Below are 12,381 nucleotides of genomic sequence, written 5' to 3' on the forward strand. Positions count from 1 at the left end.
TACCTTTAACTCAAATATGCAATCGATTGCACCCAGGAGGGCCAGAAGCCGGCCCACACGCCTAAGCCAAGGAGGACAGCATGGCCGGAACCACTCTCAAGGACGTGGCCGCTGCTGCTGGAGTATCCATTTCCACCGCGTCCCGTTCGCTCTCGGGCAACCCGGCCATCTCGGAGTCCACGCGCCAACGCGTCAAGGACACGGCCATCAAGCTCAACTATAGGCCCAATGCCCAAGCACGAGCTTTGCGCAGCTCCCGATCTAACGCCATCGGCTTGGTCATCCCCAGCCTAGACAATGCTTACTTCGCCGCAATGGCCGCAGCCATTGAAGAAGCCGCCGATAAGCAGGGACTCGCCACGATGATTACCAGTTGCGGCGAGGATCCGCAGCGGCTAGTCAGGGCCCTCGATGCCCTGATGGAACGCCAGGTAGACGGCATTATCGCGGTACCGCTCGAAGGCGCCGAAGAAGCACTGGAGCAGGCGCGCGCTTACCGCCCGCTCGTGCTCATTGACCGCACCCTGGGTCAGATTCCAGCAGTGCTATCAGACCCCCACTCGGGTATGAAACAAGCCGTGGAACAGCTCAAGGAGAAGGGGCACACGCACATCGGCTACCTTTCCGGGCCGCAGGAAACCTCCACCGGCCGCCAACGCCTCCAAGCATTCAAGACCGCCACCCGCGGTATGCCTACCCATATCCACCACGGCAGCTACCGCCACCGCGAGGGCTATAAAGGAGCTCTCACACTCCTGCAAGAAGGCGTCACCGCGCTCATTGCCGGCGATTCCATGATGACGGCCGGCGCGCTGGAGGCCTGCCATAATGCGGGCAAGCGCATCGGAGAAGAAATCGCGCTCGTCGGCTTTGATGACTTCATCTACCTGCGCTTCCAACCCTCCCCTATCTCAGTGGTGGACCAAAATGTGGCCAGAATGGGCGAGACTGCCACGGCCAAGCTCATCGCGGCCATCAATGATAAGCACCAACCGGAAGGTGAGGTGCTAGAAACCCGCTACATCCCGCGCATGTCCACCGCCCACCAACTCGATGGAGCCACGCCATGAGTGATTGCGTTTTGCGCCTGGACAGTGTCACCAAATCCTTCGGCCCGGTTGAGGTCATTAAGGGTGTAGACCTCACCGTCCGCCGCGGCCAGGTCCAGGCCTTGCTGGGTGAAAACGGCGCCGGCAAGTCCACCCTCATCAAGATGATTGCCGGCGTGCACGAACCAGATTCCGGCCGCATCCTGGTAGATGGCACAGAGGTGAAAATCCCAGATACCAAGGCCTCTGAGGCACTGGGCATCGCCACCATTCACCAAGAGCTCAACCTTGTGCCCACCATGTCGGTGGCCGAGAACATCATGCTTGGGCGCACCCCACGCCGCTTCGGGTTGGTCAATCGCAAGCACCTCAGGGCGCAGGCACAAGCGGCACTGCACCTTATCGGCTTGGACGTGGACCTAGACATGCCGGTGGGTGAACTGGGTGTGGCCAAACAGCAGCTCGTGGAAATCGCCAAAGCCCTGTCCATGAACGCGCGCATCCTCATCCTGGATGAGCCCACTGCCGCGCTCACCGGCAAGGAGGTTGATGCGCTCTTTGCCGTGCTCGAAGAACTCAAGGCCAAAGGCGTGGCCATGATCTTTATCAGCCACCACCTGGAGGAGCTAGCGCGCATTGCAGAGACCATCAGCGTGCTGCGCGATGGCTCTTTCATCGCCGAGGTCCCAGCCAATACGGACGAAGACGAGCTGGTGCGCCTCATGGTCGGCCGCGAGATTGACAATCAATACCCGCGCGAGGTTCCTCCTGAGCGCGGTGAGGCCCTGCTGGAGGTCTCCGAGCTGACTTCCGCAGGAGCCTTTCACGACGTCACCTTCACCGTCCATGCCGGCGAAGTCGTCGGCCTTGCCGGGCTCGTAGGAGCCGGCCGCACCGAAATCATTCGCGCCATCGCGGGCGCCGATCCGTACGATTCCGGCACCATCCGCGTCGGCGGCACGCAACTGCGCAGCGGCGATATTCGTGCTGCCATCCGCGCCGGCGTGGGCCATATCCCCGAAGACCGCAAATCCCAAGCGCTAGTTCTAGATGCCTCCGTGGGCGATAACCTCGGATTCGCCACCCTCTACCCCACCGCTAAGGCGGGGCTTGCAGACCGCAGCGGCCAACGCCGCCGCGCCGGTGACGTAGCGGAGAAACTGCGCATCCGCATGGCTGATCTCTCCCAGCCCATCCGGAACCTATCCGGTGGCAACCAACAAAAGGCTGTCTTTGGCCGCTGGGTACTGGCCGGTTCCAAGGTCCTCCTCCTCGATGAGCCCACCCGCGGCGTCGACGTCGGCGCCAAGGTGGAGATTTACAACATCATCAATGAAGTCACCGCTGCCGGCGGCGCCGTGCTCATGGCCTCCTCCGATCTGCCTGAGGTGCTCGGCATGTCCGACCGCATCCTCGTCATGTCCGGCGGCCAACTCGCCGGCCAGCTACCTAAGGACTCCACCCAGGACGAGGTCATGGCCTTTGCCGTATCCAATGTGACCTCTTCTACCTCTGCCTCTGCTGCCGCGCCTGCCGGCACTAACCCCAAGGATGAAGCATGACCAAGAATCGAGTAGTTAACTGGGCGATGAATAATGGCGCGCTCGTCGGCCTCATTGCCCTGTGCATCGCGCTGTTTATCGCTACGCCGTATTTCCTTACCGTGGCGAACCTGCTCAATATCGGCATCCAAGCCGCGACGGTGGCCATCTTGGCCTTCGGCATGACCTTTGTCATTGTCACCGCCGGCATCGACCTCTCGGTGGGCTCGGTCGCCGCGCTCGGCGCCATGGTCTCTGCCTATATGTTCTCCACCGCGGGACTGCCTGGCTGGCTCACTCTGCTCTTGGGCCTTTTCGTGGGCGCGCTGGCCGGCGCCATCTGCGGAATGGCCACCGCGTGGGGCAAGATCCCTTCCTTCATCGCGACGCTGGCCATGATGTCCATCGCCCGCGGCCTCACCCTGGTCATCTCCCAAGGCTCGCCAATTGAGACTGCCCCGTCCGTCAATGCCTTTGGCGGCGATATCGCCGGCTTCCCCGTGCCCATCATCATGATGGTCATCGCCGGGCTCATCTGTTGGTTCATTCTGGAGCGCACGGTGCTCGGCCGTTCCATGTACGCCATCGGCGGCAATCTGGAGGCCGCCCGCCTCTCGGGCCTGCCGGTCAAGCGTATTCAGATCGCTGTCTTCGCACTCTCCGGTTTCTTCGCCGCCTGGGCCGGCATGGTCATGGCCGGCCGCCTCGAATCCGCACAGCCACAGGCCGGCACCGGCTATGAGCTCGATGCTATTGCGGCCGTCGTCATCGGTGGTGCCTCGCTCTCCGGTGGCCAAGGCAAGGCCACCGGCACGCTGGTCGGCGCGATCTTGCTAGCGGTCATCCGCAATGGCTTGAACCTGCTCAACGTCTCCTCCTTCTGGCAGCAAATCGTTATCGGCCTGGTCATCGCGCTGGCCGTCGGCTTCGACGTCATTCGCAATAAGACGGCCAATTAAGGAGCACCCGCTATGAAAAAGCTCATCGCCGCCCTCCTCGTACCCGCCCTCGCACTGGGCCTTGCCTCCTGCAATCGCTCGGAAGAAGACCGCAACCGCATCACTCTTGCGCTCTCCACGCAGACCAATCCCTTCTTCGTCGAGCTGCGCCACGGCGCACAAGATAAGGCCAAGGAACTCGGCGTTCCGCTAGACATCCAAGACGCTTCCGATGACCCCGCCCAGCAAGTCAATCAGCTGGGCAATGCCACTTCCATGGGCGCCAAGGTCGTCGTGGTCAACCCCACCGATTCCGATGCCGTTGCCCCAGCCGTGCGCGGCATCAAAAATGACGGGGTACCCGTCATCGGCGTGGACCGCGATGTCAACGGCGTAGAGCTGGATTCCATGGTGGCCTCCGATAACGTCGCCGGCGGCGCGCAGGCGGCGGATAAGCTCGCCGAATCCATTGGGGAGAAGGGCGATATCCTCATCCTGCAGGGCACCGCCGGTACTTCGGCCTCGCGCGAGCGCGGCAAGGGCTTTGAAGAGCAGATTGCGAAGTATGGGGACATTCGGGTCGTCGGCAAGCAATCGGCGAATTTCGACCGCACGGAAGGCCTCAACGTCGCCACCAACCTGCTGCAGGCCAACCCGGATATCAAGGCCATCTTTGCAGAGAACGATGAAATGGCGCTCGGCGCGGTCGAGGCGTTGGGCTCGCGCGCTGGATCTGAGGTCAAGGTGGTGGCTTTTGATGGCACCTTCGATGGCCTCAAGGCGGTCAAAGATGGCAAGCTAGAAGCTACCATCGCCCAGCAGCCCGCAGAGCTCGGTGCCCGCGCCATCGAACAAGCCGCAGCGCTCCTGCACGGTGGCGCGGCGGAGAAGAACGTCCCCGTCGAGGTCATCACCGTCACCCGCGACAATGTGGAGGATTTCCAATGAGCAAGCTAACCGTCGTCGGTTCCATCAATGCCGATCTCATCGTGCACGCCGAGCGCCACCCACAGCCGGGAGAGACCCTGCTGGGCTCTGGCGGCGACATTTTGGCCGGGGGCAAGGGCGCTAACCAGGCTGTCGCGGCCGCGCAACTGGGCGCCACCGTGGCCTTCGTGGGCGCGGTCGGCTCCGATCCCTATGCCGAGCCTGCGATGCACTACATGCGCACCTCCGGCATCGATCTGGGCGCCGTGGAGCAGGCCGATACCAACACGGGCCTCGCCGTCATTACCGTCTCGGCCGATGGCGAGAACACCATCGTCATCTCCCCCGGTGCCAACGCGCTTGTCGACGCCCCCTTTGTCTCCTCCCGCGCCTCCACCATCGCCGATGCCGATGTAGTCCTCCTCCAGGGCGAAATCCCCGCCTCCGGTTTCCAGGCCGCGGTCGAGGCGGCCCAAGGCCGAGTGGTGGTTAACCTCGCGCCCGTGGTCGAGGTCGACCGCGACTCGCTCCTGCAAGCCGATCCTTTGCTGGCCAATGAACATGAAGCAGGGCTCATCCTGGACCAGCTCGGACTACCCGCAGAGGGCGCCCCGCGCGAGCTCGCCCACCGCCTGGTAGAGGCCGGTTTCCGCTCTGTCGTTCTCACCCTTGGCGCCCACGGCGCCTACGTGGCCACTCCGGAGGGCGGCACGGATATCCCCACCCCGCGCGTAACCGCCGTGGATACCACCGGCGCCGGCGATGCCTTCGCGGGTGCCTTCTGCGCCCAGCTGCTCACCGGTGCCTCGCTTGTCGATGCCGCCACTTTCGCCGCCCGCGTCGGCGCCTTCGCCGCCACCGGCAACGGCGCACAACCTTCTTACCCCACCACCGAATCCGCATTGCCGGAGGTCACCGATGCGTAAATCCGGCCTGCTCAATCCCGCGCTCACCAGCGCCGTCGCCCGCCTCGGGCACACCGATACCTTCGTTATCGCCGATTGCGGCCTGCCCATCCCCCACGATGTGCCCGTCATCGACCTCACGCTGACCTTCGGCATCCCCACCTTCGCCGATACGCTGTCCGCCCTCCTTGAGGAGGTCGTGGTCGAAGCCGCCACCATCGCCGATGCCACCCCGCCCGAGGTGCGCTCCCTGCTTCCCGCAGTACCGCTTACCGAGGTCTCCCACGATGACCTCAAGCGCGAGGTCGCCCGCGCCTCCTTCGTCGTGCGCACCGGTTCCACCACGCCGTTTGCCAATGTCATCCTGCGCTCCGGCGTGCCTTTCTAGCGCTTATAAACGCTTCCGCGTGCCCCTACGGTAAACACTTCCACCAGCACTTCTTGCTCCTCAACGGAGTACAGCACGCGGTAATTTCCCACCCTTATTCTTCGGCCACTCCTGCCGGACAAAGCGATAGATCCTGGTGGATATGGGTCTTGGGCCAGTCCACCGATCGCGCGCTTAGTCCGTTGATATTGCTTTCGGTTTCCCTGATGGATTTTTTGTAACTCTCGCTTGGCCTGCCGCGTAAACGCGATGTTGTAGTCCATGACCTCTTAAAAAGTTGTACTCTTTGCTAACTTGGTACTAGTAGTACTTTGATGTTTTGGGAGCTTTCATTGTCTTTGCCACTTTCCGAACTCCGCACCCGCTTAGGCCAGGTCATTGACCAAGCCCACTACGCAGGCACCCGCACCGTTGTCACCCGCAACGGTAAGGAAGCCGCAGTTATCATTTCGCCTCAAGAACTAGCATTCCTTGACCGCCTCGAAGCCGCCGCAGATGCTGAAGCCCTCCGCCAAGCCCGCGCCGCCGATACCGGCGAACGCTTCTCTTTTGAGCAGGTCACGGAAGAAATTGAAAGGCGCTAGCCGTAAATCGGCTCGGCTGCATACCCGGCTAAAAGCCAATGCCAACGCCACACGGATTCGTGAGCAAGAGAGCCGAAATTCGTTCGCCCCTCATGAGCCTCAGAAATCTGTTGAACCACATCCACCAAGTGATGCTTAACGCAGCTGCCTGAATAGCGAAGAACGGTATACCCTCTTAGCGCCGCATCATTTCCCTTCCAGCGGTCTTTAACGAAAGTCCCCAAATCCTCCGCCTTATGGAAGTCATAGCCATCGATTTCAACGGCGACCTTCCCTACAACGATGTCCCATAAATAGGGACCTATCTGGTGGTTTACCTGAACCTTCTTCCCACGCCGCTGAAGCGCGCGGACTACTTTCCTTTCTGCTTCGCTATCTGCACCTACCGCAGATTTGTTCACTAATTCCCGAACCCGAGCTGGTACCCGTGCGATACATCCGAGGTCTTTTTCTAAGGCTTGCTTACCGCGCCTGTTTTGATATCGCGTTTCAAGCATCGTTACTGCTTGATCGTCATCCACCGCAGCAGCCGCTAGCAGGGGATTTTGCACAGGGATACCTTCAAACGTAAATCTCGTTTTCTGCCGCGTTCGCTCGACTTCAAACCACTGCGAACCACTCACGACATGCTTGTAGGCAAATTTCAGAGGAAAGGTCATCTCCTTCTTGGAGTACAGCTGCACCGCAGAGCTGCCTGCAAGCATGATTCCAGGCCACCGCTTGTGCAGGATGCGAGCTACTTCCATGGGAGTCGGTTCCCGCCACGTATAGATCCCGCGGCCGATTCGGATTATCTTTCCATTCGCTACATGAGTTTTAAGCTCGCCCCTGCTTAAGCCTGAAACCAGTACTTCTTCCATGCTTCCCCCTTTGAGCATTATTCCCCTGCCCGAAAGCTTAAAGCACGCTTCCTCACCCCGCAGGCTACAACGATGCAAAGCAAGCACGTTTTACCCTTTTCCTCCGCGAATTTTGCCCAATCGTGCTTGTTTGGCATGTTGGCAAGGGGCGACGAGAACTTCGCTAGAGACTAGGAGACAAAACAAGCACGTTTTGCCGAAAAACTACGTTGTTTTGGCTAAAACGTGCTTGTTTTGTTTGGCCTTAGACCGGAGAGCTACTCCCCTAGCAGCTTGTCGCGCAGGTTCTTATCCTTCTGCTCTACTTCCTCGGCCATCTGCTTCTGGTAATCCACCATCTTGTCTTGGATGGCGGGGTCGCCAGCGCCGAGGATGCGGGCGGCGAGCAGGCCGGCGTTCTTCGCACCGCCGATGGAGACGGTGGCTACCGGCACGCCACTGGGCATCTGCACGATGGACAGAAGGGAGTCGAGGCCATCGAGATCCTTCAATGCGCGCGGGATGCCGATGACCGGCAGCGGCGTGGCCGCAGCGACCATGCCGGGAAGGTGCGCGGCACCGCCGGCGCAGGCGATAATCGCCTTCAACCCGCGGGTGTGGGCTTCCTTGGCATAGGCCAGCATCTTTTCCGGGGTGCGGTGGGCACTGACCACGCCGACCTCGAAGGGGATGCCGAAGTCCGCGAGGACCTGAGCGGCGGGTTCAACGGTGAGCCAATCGGAATCGGAGCCCATGATGATGCCTACATGCGGTTGCATAGTGTCCTTTCTACAGGCAGGAATTTAAGCCCATTCGGCGTGCACGAGGAAGTGCGCGGCCTGGCGGGCGATGGAAAGGGTCTCGTCGGTATCTTCACCAGTGACGTTGACGTGGCCAATCTTGCGGCCAGGGCGGTGGTCCTTGCCGTAAAGGTGAATCTTGGCCTGCGGGTAGCGCTCCATGACTTTGCGGACGCGCTCCGGCATAGGCATGGCGGGATCTTCGTCGGCGCCCAAGACATTGGCCATCACGGTGACGGGGGCAAGCGCGTCGACTGCGCCCAAGGGGAGGTCGAGCACGGCGCGCAGGTGCTGCTCAAATTGGGAGGTCACGCTGCCGTCCTGGGTCCAGTGGCCGGTGTTATGCGGGCGCATGGCCAGTTCGTTGACGGAGATATCCTCGCCTTCGGGGCCGTCGAAAGCAAAGAGTTCGACGGCCAGCACGCCGGTCACGCCGAGGGACTCGGCGATGGACAGGCCCAGCTCGGACGCGCGCTGGGAAAGTTCCGATGTAAGGCCAGGGGCGGGGGCAATGGCCTCGGCGCAAATGCCGTTTTCCTGGCGGGATTGGGTAATCGGCCATACCTTGGCCTCGCCGGAAGGACGGCGGGCGACCAAGATGGAAAGCTCGCGGGTAAGGTCCACCTTTTCCTCTGCCATCAGCGGGGTTCCGGCCTCGAGCAGCTCGGAGACCAGCTCAAAGCAATTATCGGCGGTGGGGAACCATACGCCTTTGCCGTCATAACCACCGCGGCGGGCCTTGAGGCATACTCGGCCATCGACGGCGTCGAAAAAGGCGCGGGCATCGGCCACCGAGTCGATGGCGGCAAAGCGCGGCACGGGAGCGCCCAGCGCGGCGAGCTTTTCGCGCATCTTCAGCTTGTCCTGCGCGTAGATGAGGGCGGTGGGCTGGGGCTGGACGTTAAATCCGGCGTCGATAAGCGCGGCGGAGTGCTCGTTGGGCACATGCTCATGCTCGAAGGTAATGGCATCCGCGCCCTCTGCCACGCCGCGCAGCTCCTCCAAGGAGGTGTAATCCCCCAGCACCACGTCCGGGGTGACCTGCGCGGCGGAGGAGTCCGGCTTGCTGGCCAGAATCCGCAGGTGAATATCGAGTTCCGCGGCGGCCGGCTGCATCATGCGAGCCAGCTGGCCGTCGCCACAAACAGTTACAATAGGCTTTAAGTCACTCACGTCCCCCAATACTAGCCTGGATACTATGTTCACTCGTCATACCATCTTCCAAAATTCCCTCATGACCGCTTTGCTGGACGGCATTTATGACGGCGAAATGACCATTTCGGAACTGCTTGGTAAGGGCAATTTTGGCCTCGGCACCTTTGATGGCCTCGACGGAGAGATGATCATTTTGGATGGCACCTGCTACCAGCTGCGTGGCGATGGCTCCGCGCAGATTGCAGACCTAGACCAGCGCACCCCCTACGCGGTGGCCACGAACTTTGTCCCGCGCATTACTGCCGACGCCCCCGCAGGCCTGCGCCGCGATCAGCTCTCCGCGTTCATCGATAAGCTCGAGCCTTCCGCCAACTACATGTACGCGGTACGCATCGTGGGCACGTTCAAGGAGGTGACCACCCGCACGGTGGTGAAGCAAGAAAAGCCCTACCCGCCAATGTCCGAGGCCGTGGGTGGCGATAAGGAGCTGCATTTTAAGGACGTCGAGGGCGTTATCGGCGGCTTCCGCACCCCCGTCTATGAAAAGGGAATCTCGGTACCGGGCTGCCACGTGCACTTTATCGACGCCGCCCGCACCTCCGGTGGCCACGTGCTGGACTACGTAGTGGATAAGGCAACGGTTGAGCTCTGCCCCGCTTCCGATCTAGAGCTGCGCCTGCCGCTGACGCAAGAATTCAGCCGAGCCAACCTCTCCCCCGAGGATCTGGATAGCCAGCTGCACACCACCGAGGTTAAAACCAAGGGCGATCATTAATAATCTCGGCCACGCGCTTGGGCTTGGCCACGTTGGGAAAATACATGGCCCGATCCCAGCCGTTAATCGCTAGGGATACCCCGCCCCGGCGCTTGCGGGCGCCGCGGATATCCTGCAGCGGAATCGAATCGATATTGCGGCCCTCGCGCGCGATGACGCGCCTATTAGTCACGATGAAGCGCTTGCGGCGGGCCTTAAAAAGAGGAATGACAAAGCGCCAGATTCCTAGCAGGGCCCATACCGCGACGAGGCCGTTGCGCAGCATCGGGTCTACTGCTTGGACATCGCACCAGCCGATGGCAATCCACAGCAGGCCGGTGATGAGGATGAGCTCGAGGAAGGGGAAAATCAGCGCGCGAAACGGCGCGGAGACATCCGCGCGTTTGACCTCACCTTGGCCCATCTTCATTAGTCCCATAGCTATGGATGCTACCTCGCGTGTCTACTGTGGTGGTTTACTGCTGTGGGCGCAGGTGCGTGACATCGCCCGCGGAGTAGTACTCGCCGGCGACCATGATGCGTCCGTCCTCGCCGATTTCATCGACGTGCCCGGTGACATCGCCGGACGGGGTTTCTAGGCGCACCTCCTGGCCGAGCGAGGAGCAGACCGCACGGTAGTCGAGCAGGAGCTGCGGATCTTGGTTCTCCCATTGCACGATGCGGCGGCGCAGGTTCTTCAGCACGGTAATGGCCAGCTCGGTGCGGTCCGTATCGCGGCCCTCGAGCGCGAGCGAGGTGGCCTTTTCAATCGGTAGGTCCTCACGAGTCAGGGTGACATTGATGCCCATGCCCACGACGACGCGCGCGGATGGTGCGGCGCCGCCTACGGCCTTGTTGACTTCAGCCTTATTTACTTCGGCCTTATTAACCTCTGCCTTATTGACTTCAGCCTTGCCTACCTCCACCTTGGTGAGCTCGGTCTTCGGCGCGGCCTTGAAGGCTTGGCCAACGGGGCCGGCCTCGGCAAGGATGCCGCACAGCTTATTGCCGTCGATATGCACGTCGTTTGGCCACTTCAGCACGGTGCCCTCGATCGAATCGGTCACCGCGAGGCCAGCGGCCAGCGGCAGGGTGCCCAGGTGCTCGAGGGATTCCGGCAGCAAGAGCACGGAGAAAATGACCTGGGAGCCGGCCGGCGCGGTCCAAGTGCGGCCGAGGCGGCCCTTGCCGGAAAGTTGTTCGTCGGCAAGCAGCACGGTGCCATCCGCAACGTTGGTGGCCTGCATCAAATCGGTATTGGTGGAGCCGGTCTTTTCCACGAAATCGATGGTGGTGAAATCGTCCGCCAGCGCGGTGCGAATGCGTTCCAAATCAAGTGCAGTCATAAGCTTCAAGGATACCGACCGCCAATGGTGCTAGTGTGTTGCGCATGGCAAAGGTCACTTTTGAAAAGGTCAACATCACCTACCCCGGCGCGAGCGCGCCCACGGTAAGAGACTTGGACCTCGATATCGCGGACGGCGAATTCCTAGTCCTCGTTGGCCCATCGGGCTGCGGCAAGTCCACAACGCTACGCGCGCTAGCGGGCCTGGAACCTACATCCAGCGGCCGCATCACCATCGATGGCAAGGACGTGACCAACCTGGAACCGGGCGATCGCGATATCGCCATGGTCTTCCAGAACTATGCCCTCTACCCACACCTAACGGTGGAGGAAAACATGGGCTTTGCCCTGAAGCTGGCAAAGCTTCCTAAATCCGAGATCAAAGCCAAGGTGCACGAGGCGGCGGAAACGCTCGGCCTGACCGAGTATCTCAAGCGTAAGCCCAAGGATTTGTCCGGCGGTCAGCGCCAGCGCGTGGCCATGGGCCGGGCCATTGTCCGCGAGCCGAAGGCCTTCCTTATGGATGAGCCGCTGTCCAACCTGGATGCCAAGTTGCGCGTACAGACCCGCGCGGAGTTGGCCAGCCTCCAGCAGCGCCTGGGCACGACGACGGTGTATGTCACCCACGACCAGGTGGAGGCTATGACCATGGGCGACCGCGTGGCGGTGCTCAAGGACGGCGAGCTGCAGCAGGTAGCCCCGCCGCGGGAGCTTTACGACGCCCCCGCGAACGAATTCGTTGCCGGATTCATCGGCTCGCCGGCGATGAATATCTTTGATTACAACGGTTCCCGCGTGGGCGTGCGCCCGGAAAAGATGTTTATCAATAAGGGCCCAGTGGGGTTCCAGGGCGTCGTAGACATCGTGGAAGAGCTGGGCGCGGAGTCTTATGTCTACGTCACCGTGGGTGACAAGCGCCTAGTCGCCCGGGCCGAAGGTACTCCGCCGCAGCGCGGCGAGGAGGTCGTGCTGACCTTCAACCCACGCGAGGCGCACCGCTTCGATCCGGAAACGGGCCGCCGCATCGCGCAGGACTAGTTCTAGCGGAGCCTAAACCGCGGAGAAAGCCGGGACGCAGGTACGCGTCCCCGCCACCCACAGCCCCTTTTCTACCCCCGTTTAGAGTTAAATAGGTCAAAATTATCCACCTTTTGGT

15 protein-coding genes are annotated in these 12,381 nt (G+C 61.4%); 9 read left to right on the top strand and 6 right to left on the bottom strand.

The annotated features are described in order from the left end of the window. The first annotated feature begins 80 nt into the window (after positions 1 to 80). From QP909_RS07670 to rbsD, 6 genes are read left to right on the top strand one after another with little or no spacing between them, the layout of a single operon-like run. On the top strand, positions 81 to 1,070 hold the full coding sequence (locus QP909_RS07670) for a LacI family DNA-binding transcriptional regulator (protein WP_284766780.1): 990 nt from the start codon (positions 81 to 83) through the stop codon (positions 1,068 to 1,070). Further along, complete coding sequence (locus QP909_RS07675) at positions 1,067 to 2,611, top strand: sugar ABC transporter ATP-binding protein (RefSeq protein WP_284766781.1); 1,545 nt, start codon at positions 1,067 to 1,069, stop codon at positions 2,609 to 2,611. The genes QP909_RS07670 and QP909_RS07675 overlap by 4 nt, the downstream gene beginning before the upstream one ends. Next, positions 2,608 to 3,549, top strand: coding sequence for an ABC transporter permease (locus tag QP909_RS07680; RefSeq protein ID WP_239234986.1), 942 nt, complete (start codon positions 2,608 to 2,610; stop codon positions 3,547 to 3,549). The genes QP909_RS07675 and QP909_RS07680 overlap by 4 nt, the downstream gene beginning before the upstream one ends. Before the next feature lie 12 nt (positions 3,550 to 3,561). Continuing rightward, a complete protein-coding gene (locus tag QP909_RS07685) occupies positions 3,562 to 4,476 on the top strand; it encodes a substrate-binding domain-containing protein (protein ID WP_284766782.1) in 915 nt (304 codons plus the stop codon). After that, the gene (locus tag QP909_RS07690) at positions 4,473 to 5,381 is read left to right on the top strand and encodes a ribokinase (protein ID WP_284766783.1); all 909 of its coding nucleotides are present in this window, start codon (positions 4,473 to 4,475) and stop codon (positions 5,379 to 5,381) included. Before QP909_RS07685 ends, QP909_RS07690 begins: the two co-directional genes overlap by 4 nt. Continuing rightward, positions 5,374 to 5,748, top strand: coding sequence for a D-ribose pyranase (rbsD, locus tag QP909_RS07695; RefSeq protein ID WP_284766784.1), 375 nt, complete (start codon positions 5,374 to 5,376; stop codon positions 5,746 to 5,748). The genes QP909_RS07690 and rbsD overlap by 8 nt, the downstream gene beginning before the upstream one ends. On the opposite strand, the gene QP909_RS07700 is transcribed toward rbsD, so the two are convergent. Beyond that, on the bottom strand, positions 5,745 to 6,011 hold the full coding sequence (locus QP909_RS07700) for a type II toxin-antitoxin system RelE family toxin (RefSeq protein ID WP_284766785.1): 267 nt from the start codon (positions 6,009 to 6,011) through the stop codon (positions 5,745 to 5,747). The genes rbsD and QP909_RS07700 overlap by 4 nt on opposite strands. A 69-nt stretch (positions 6,012 to 6,080) precedes the next feature. Between QP909_RS07700 and QP909_RS07705 the strand changes: the two genes are divergently transcribed. Continuing rightward, complete coding sequence (locus QP909_RS07705; RefSeq protein ID WP_284766786.1) at positions 6,081 to 6,332, top strand: type II toxin-antitoxin system Phd/YefM family antitoxin; 252 nt, start codon at positions 6,081 to 6,083, stop codon at positions 6,330 to 6,332. Here the strand turns inward: QP909_RS07705 and QP909_RS07710 are convergent. The 3 genes from QP909_RS07710 to QP909_RS07720 all read right to left on the bottom strand — a co-directional run bounded on the left by QP909_RS07710 (position 6,329) and on the right by QP909_RS07720 (position 9,090). Next, positions 6,329 to 7,192: a type IV toxin-antitoxin system AbiEi family antitoxin domain-containing protein gene (locus tag QP909_RS07710; RefSeq protein WP_284766787.1), complete on the bottom strand. Its 864-nt coding sequence runs from the start codon at positions 7,190 to 7,192 to the stop codon at positions 6,329 to 6,331. The two genes, QP909_RS07705 and QP909_RS07710, sit on opposite strands and share 4 nt — an antisense overlap. Positions 7,193 to 7,449: 257 nt before the next feature. Continuing rightward, positions 7,450 to 7,950 (bottom strand): 5-(carboxyamino)imidazole ribonucleotide mutase, encoded by a 501-nt coding sequence (purE, locus tag QP909_RS07715; protein WP_284766788.1) that lies wholly within the window; start codon positions 7,948 to 7,950, stop codon positions 7,450 to 7,452. A 24-nt stretch (positions 7,951 to 7,974) separates the two neighbouring features. Continuing rightward, complete coding sequence (locus QP909_RS07720; RefSeq protein ID WP_284766816.1) at positions 7,975 to 9,090, bottom strand: 5-(carboxyamino)imidazole ribonucleotide synthase; 1,116 nt, start codon at positions 9,088 to 9,090, stop codon at positions 7,975 to 7,977. A gap of 79 nt (positions 9,091 to 9,169) precedes the next feature. Here QP909_RS07720 and budA point away from each other — a divergent pair, with 79 nt between their 5' ends. Next, positions 9,170 to 9,901, top strand: coding sequence for an acetolactate decarboxylase (budA, locus tag QP909_RS07725; protein WP_204610019.1), 732 nt, complete (start codon positions 9,170 to 9,172; stop codon positions 9,899 to 9,901). On the opposite strand, the gene QP909_RS07730 is transcribed toward budA, so the two are convergent. Beyond that, a complete protein-coding gene (locus QP909_RS07730; protein WP_238801233.1) occupies positions 9,879 to 10,319 on the bottom strand; it encodes a hypothetical protein in 441 nt (146 codons plus the stop codon). The two genes, budA and QP909_RS07730, sit on opposite strands and share 23 nt — an antisense overlap. Positions 10,320 to 10,356: 37 nt before the next feature. After that, a complete protein-coding gene (locus QP909_RS07735) occupies positions 10,357 to 11,226 on the bottom strand; it encodes a biotin--[acetyl-CoA-carboxylase] ligase (protein WP_284766789.1) in 870 nt (289 codons plus the stop codon). A gap of 44 nt (positions 11,227 to 11,270) precedes the next feature. On the opposite strand from QP909_RS07735, the gene QP909_RS07740 reads away from it, so the two are divergent. Then, a complete protein-coding gene (locus QP909_RS07740) occupies positions 11,271 to 12,263 on the top strand; it encodes an ABC transporter ATP-binding protein (RefSeq protein ID WP_284766790.1) in 993 nt (330 codons plus the stop codon). The last annotated feature ends 118 nt before the right edge of the window (positions 12,264 to 12,381 follow it).

It is taken from the genome of Corynebacterium sp. MSK195, from assembly GCF_030228885.1.
Lineage (GTDB): Bacteria > Actinomycetota > Actinomycetes > Mycobacteriales > Mycobacteriaceae > Corynebacterium.